Source organism: Pseudomonas sp. BMW13 (genome assembly GCF_013357275.1).
GTDB classification, from domain to species: Bacteria; Pseudomonadota; Gammaproteobacteria; order Pseudomonadales; family Pseudomonadaceae; genus Aquipseudomonas; species Aquipseudomonas khazarica.
The window spans coordinates 1-262 of record NZ_SUKD01000071.1; the positions used below are offsets into that span (position 1 = coordinate 1).

At 54.6% G+C, this 262-nt stretch carries 1 tRNA gene; it reads right to left on the minus strand.

The features are described from left to right. Positions 1-77 (minus strand) — tRNA-Arg (locus E4487_RS24235). Positions 78-262 lie beyond the last annotated feature (185 nt).

The window sequence follows — 262 nt, forward strand, 5'->3', positions numbered from 1 at the left end:
TGGCGGACTCAGGAGGATTCGAACCTCCGACCGCTCGGTTCGTAGCCGAGTACTCTATCCAGCTGAGCTATGAGTCCGTTGCAGATCACTCGAAAGCGACTGCGCTTTCGTGCGACCTTTGGCGCTTTTAGACCAGATCACCGCTGGTTGAAACAAAATGGCTTGCAGCGATGCAAGCCATTGAATATGGCGGACTCAGGAGGATTCGAACCTCCGACCGCTCGGTTCGTAGCCGAGTACTCTATCCAGCTGAGCTATGAGT